At 39.1% G+C, this 4,091-nt stretch carries 7 protein-coding genes; 2 read left to right on the forward strand and 5 right to left on the reverse strand.

From position 1 onward, the window contains the following. Positions 1–63 precede the first annotated feature (63 nt). The 3 genes from BSR11_RS05015 to BSR11_RS05030 form a co-directional block, all read right to left on the reverse strand. Complete coding sequence (locus BSR11_RS05015; protein WP_072669379.1) at positions 64–522, reverse strand: DUF2127 domain-containing protein; 459 nt, start codon at positions 520–522, stop codon at positions 64–66. Between the two features lie 145 nt (positions 523–667). Continuing rightward, entirely contained in the window at positions 668–1,081 is a 414-nt protein-coding gene (locus BSR11_RS05025) for a VOC family protein (RefSeq protein ID WP_072669380.1), read from the reverse strand. A 181-nt stretch (positions 1,082–1,262) separates the two neighbouring features. Next, positions 1,263–1,682 carry a hypothetical protein gene (locus BSR11_RS05030; protein WP_072669381.1) on the reverse strand — a complete coding sequence of 140 codons (420 nt, stop codon included), beginning with the start codon at positions 1,680–1,682 and terminating at the stop codon, positions 1,263–1,265. A gap of 227 nt (positions 1,683–1,909) precedes the next feature. On the opposite strand from BSR11_RS05030, the gene BSR11_RS05035 reads away from it, so the two are divergent. Next, entirely contained in the window at positions 1,910–2,182 is a 273-nt protein-coding gene (locus BSR11_RS05035; RefSeq protein WP_004394087.1) for a type II toxin-antitoxin system TacA family antitoxin, read from the forward strand. Continuing rightward, on the forward strand, positions 2,179–2,676 hold the full coding sequence (locus BSR11_RS05040) for a GNAT family N-acetyltransferase (RefSeq protein WP_010319335.1): 498 nt from the start codon (positions 2,179–2,181) through the stop codon (positions 2,674–2,676). Before BSR11_RS05035 ends, BSR11_RS05040 begins: the two co-directional genes overlap by 4 nt. Before the next feature lie 210 nt (positions 2,677–2,886). Here the strand turns inward: BSR11_RS05040 and BSR11_RS05050 are convergent, their stop codons facing one another. Continuing rightward, positions 2,887–3,285, reverse strand: a complete 399-nt coding sequence (locus BSR11_RS05050; RefSeq protein ID WP_072669385.1) for an aegerolysin family protein — start codon at positions 3,283–3,285, stop codon at positions 2,887–2,889. 290 nt (positions 3,286–3,575) lie between these two features. Continuing rightward, positions 3,576–3,866, reverse strand: coding sequence for a hypothetical protein (locus BSR11_RS05060; protein WP_072669383.1), 291 nt, complete (start codon positions 3,864–3,866; stop codon positions 3,576–3,578). Positions 3,867–4,091: the final 225 nt, after the last annotated feature.

Raw genomic sequence — 4,091 nt, forward strand, 5'->3', positions numbered from 1 at the left:
TGCAAACAGCGCCAAAAATTAACTCTTGACGCCATAGTCTCTTGTTAGGCTCAAATCACTTGCCTATTGTTTTAACTCGTTTTTTAACAACACAACTCTAGCCATGTAAGCCACCACAATGATGTTTAGAACGAAAACACTTGCCCCTAAAATACTTGGACGAACAATGATTCCATACACTTCGAAAGGTAAATAAACTGCTCCACTCAACAAAGCAAACCATTTTGTCCAGCCATATGATTTCCATAAACCATACGCTTCGACAAAACGAATTAATGAGTACGCTAATGCACCTAACGCAATGATACTTATATTAATATTTGAAATATCACTGATTGCTGTTATAAAAACATTCGGCAAGTGACTCGCTGGATTTAAATGAGCATGTTTTACTATCGATTCAGCTAATTCTTGCAAGTTATCACCAACAAGGAAATGCAAACCAATAGCAACGATAAGAGAGAGTAAACCTTTACTCCCCTCTAAAACTGCCACTGCTTTAAGACCAACTGTTGATATCATATTAACCTCTTTGAGCCTAACGCCCGGTTAAGGGGCAACCAACGCCACTACCAAGCTTCCGCATAACACTGTAACCACAAAAACCAACGCATAATAAAAATGCCACGCGTTGGTTGTCCCTCTTGAACCGTTTGTTATGTGCGTACTAACGATGATCGCTGCTTAATTGCAACAAATCCCACTTATTTCCATAAAGATCCTGAAATACTACAACCGTTCCATACGCTTCAATTCGTGGCGCTTCGTTGAAAACAACACCATTCTCTTTCATCAACTCATAATCTCGCCAAAAGTCATTCGTTTGTAGAAATAAGAAAACTCTACCGCCAGTTTGATTACCGATAAACTGAGTTTGTTCATCTGTGCTCGCTTGAGCTAACAGTAAATTTGTCCCATTCGAATTGGGTGGTGAAATTTGAACCCATCGCTTACCGCCACCTAAATCGGTATCTTCAACTAGCGAAAACTGAAGCTTTTTAGTATAGAAATCAATGGCATCATCGTAGTTTTCGACGACAAGGGCGATATTGCCAATTTGCTGTTGGACGACTTTAGGCATGATTGCTTTCCAATAGTTTAAACACCTGATTCTATACTACTTTTGACCGTTTTCCGAAAGCACATAACGCCCGCTTAAGGGGCAGCCAACGCTACTACTAAACTTCCGCATAACACCGTAATCACAAAAACCAACGCATAATAAAAATGCCGCGCGTTGGCTGTCCCTCTTGAAGCGTTTGTTAGGTTTTCTTGCGCACCTCGAAATGCACAATATCGTCTGGCTTTAAAGTTGTAGGTTTTTGCCAAATATGAGATTTAACATCAACAAGCATTTCTTTAGCTGTTTTTTCTTTATGTGCGAGCATATCGTTAAAGTTTTTGGCTAAATCATCAGGAAGCCAAAGTGTTGCCTCCCAAACCAGTTTTTGTAATTGTTTAATGTCATCAACTTCTGTTGGGTGTACAACCCATTCTGCTATGGCTTCCGCAACCAAAGCGGCTTGTTCACGCTTCTTTTGTTCAAAAGCAAGTTCAGATTTAAATTCTTCCAATGATTTTTTAATTGAAGTGTCGATAACCAACTTACAGCAATACACTATTATTGCTATTAGAGCTGATGCACCGCCTAATGTTTTGATAATTTCAAAAAGTAATTCCATAATTCCCCCTGAAAACCTAACGCCCAATTAAGTAGCCCGAAACGCAACTACCAACTTCCCGTATTACACCGTAAACACTAAACTCAACGCAAAACAAAAATGCCACGCGTTGAGGGTCTGCTTGAATTGTTTGTTAGCTTGCGTGCCAAAGTGACACAATGATTGCTTTTTGTATATTTAAACACCATAATAAAGATGTGACATTTTGACACAAAGGAGAACACATTATGGCTACCACTTTACCTCGTATCACTGCGAGAGTTGATGTTGATACGCAAAACTTATTAACCAAAGCCGCCGCTCTCGCTGGCATGTCTAGTATTAACTCATTTGTACTCAATGCTGCAATCGAAAAAGCAAAACAAGTGATTGAACGTGAGCAAACACTAAAATTAAGCCAAGCAGACGCCATTTTACTTATGGAAGCTCTCGATAAACCAACAACATTAAATCAAAAGCTTAAAACTGCCGCCGAACGCTACGAGACCAAAAACCAATGATGAAAACGGTATTACTCGATAAAGATAAACACGATAGAAACCGATTCAACTGCGGAATTGATGCGCTTAATAACTATTTGAAAGTCATGGCAAGTCAGCAAGCTAAAAAAGATAATACCCGAACATTTGTTTTAGAGGATGAAAATAACACCTCACTTATCATCGGTTTTTACACTTTAACAATGACACCCATTGACCTAAAAGCATTACCCGATAAGTTACAGAAAAAGCATCAGTCATCAACGTCTGGCGGACTCATTGCTCGCTTAGCTATCGATGAGCGCTATAAAGGTAAAGGATTTGGCGAGTGGTTACTTATCGATGCTCTACGAAAACTATTAGCCGCTAGTGATAGCGTGGCATTCCCCGTTGTTATTGTTGACGCAAAAGATGGCGCTAAACATTTCTATGAACGCTATGGTTTTAAGGCATTTCAAGATGCAGAAAATAAGCTATTTATCACCATTTCAGATATTAGGGCAAGTTTAGGCTAGTATTGCTAGCCTTTAGCAAGCTAACGCCCGGTTAAGGGGCAGACAACGCCACTACCAAGCTTCCGCATAACACCGTAACCACAAAAACCAACGCATAATAAAAACGCCACGCGTTGGCTGTCCCTCTTGAACCGTTTGTTATATTTATACTCTGAAATAAAGAAGACTCGACATATATCGAGCCTTCAAATGCTAGAAATGAACAGATGATCAGCCTATATATACGGAAACTATACTTACGTTACCGATCGCACCACTGTCTAGATTACCACCCGTTACTTGAGTTATAAAATTAGAGTTATCATTTGTCCAAGTCGATGTATTTTTCTTGCTTCCCCATGGACAATCCCAGTAGTAGTTACCTACGTGCGTGTCATCTCGATATATATCGAAAGAACCTTCTGTTCCAGAAGCGGCATCTGAACGACCACATGAAGATATCGTGAATTTTTCACCGGCTTTTACGACTCGGCCATCAATATCTTCCGGAGAAATTTCGTTATCTTTACTTCCTTGATAAAATTTGCCCCAATCACTATGAATATTTTTGATAGTGACGTCATAATTTTTAGGTTCGATTGTGATGCTAATCCATTGTGCATAAGCCATATTATATACCTTTTTCATGAATGATAAGCCTACTTATCTGTTCTCATAGCCAACTTGAGATAAGCAAATTTAAGATAGACCATCAAATAGAATGCATCAAGGCTCATAAAAATATAACGCCCGGTTAAGGGGCAACCAACGCTACTACCAAGCTTCCGCATAACACCGTAACCACAAAAACCAACGCATAGTAAAAATGCCACGCGTTGGTTGTCCCTCTTGAACCGTTTGTTATGTTTTATTACAACTATCTGATTTTATTGAAAATACTCTCAGGATCATCAACTGATTTAAGACATTATTGCCTTACTTCTAAAAAGTGTTTTTTTGCAAGATAAGCAAATATGTTTATAACGATGATCTGCATGAGCTGTTAATGGTTGAAAAATCACTTTATCTGAACCACAACTAAAGCATTTCGCACTTTCTGAATCTGCCGTTTTACATTCGGGATGCTTTATCAAATAATCCTCAAGTGTCGGTAATTTGTGCCAATCATCATCCTGTGGCTTCGAATATGATACGAAATAGTAGAATGTTGCAGCCGCGCCCAAAGCTAAAACCAACCAAATGAAATCCATTTCTGTTCCTCAAGTTATCCCGAAAACATAACGCCCGGTTAAGGGGCAACCAACGCTACTACCAAGCTTCCGCATAACACCGTAACCACAAAAACCAACGCATAGTAAAAATGCCACGCGTTGGTTGTCCCTCTTGAACCGTTTGTTATGTTTTATTACAACTAGATGATTTTATTGGAAATATTCTTAGGATCATCAACTAATTTAAGACATTATTGCCTTACT

The organism is Vibrio injensis (assembly GCF_001895205.1).
GTDB classification, from domain to species: Bacteria; Pseudomonadota; Gammaproteobacteria; order Enterobacterales; family Vibrionaceae; genus Vibrio; species Vibrio injensis.

What these genes read in the sequence shown, in the direction of transcription:
- BSR11_RS05015 (WP_072669379.1), bottom strand. Translation starts at nt 522, where the DNA reads ATGATATCAACAGTTGGTCTTAAAGCAGTGGCAGTTTTAGAGGGGAGT.
- BSR11_RS05025 (WP_072669380.1), bottom strand. Translation starts at nt 1,081, where the DNA reads ATGCCTAAAGTCGTCCAACAGCAAATTGGCAATATCGCCCTTGTCGTC.
- BSR11_RS05030 (WP_072669381.1), bottom strand. Translation starts at nt 1,682, where the DNA reads ATGGAATTACTTTTTGAAATTATCAAAACATTAGGCGGTGCATCAGCT.
- BSR11_RS05035 (WP_004394087.1), top strand. Translation starts at nt 1,910, where the DNA reads ATGGCTACCACTTTACCTCGTATCACTGCGAGAGTTGATGTTGATACG.
- BSR11_RS05040 (WP_010319335.1), top strand. Translation starts at nt 2,179, where the DNA reads ATGATGAAAACGGTATTACTCGATAAAGATAAACACGATAGAAACCGA.
- BSR11_RS05050 (WP_072669385.1), bottom strand. Translation starts at nt 3,285, where the DNA reads ATGGCTTATGCACAATGGATTAGCATCACAATCGAACCTAAAAATTAT.
- BSR11_RS05060 (WP_072669383.1), bottom strand. Translation starts at nt 3,866, where the DNA reads ATGGATTTCATTTGGTTGGTTTTAGCTTTGGGCGCGGCTGCAACATTC.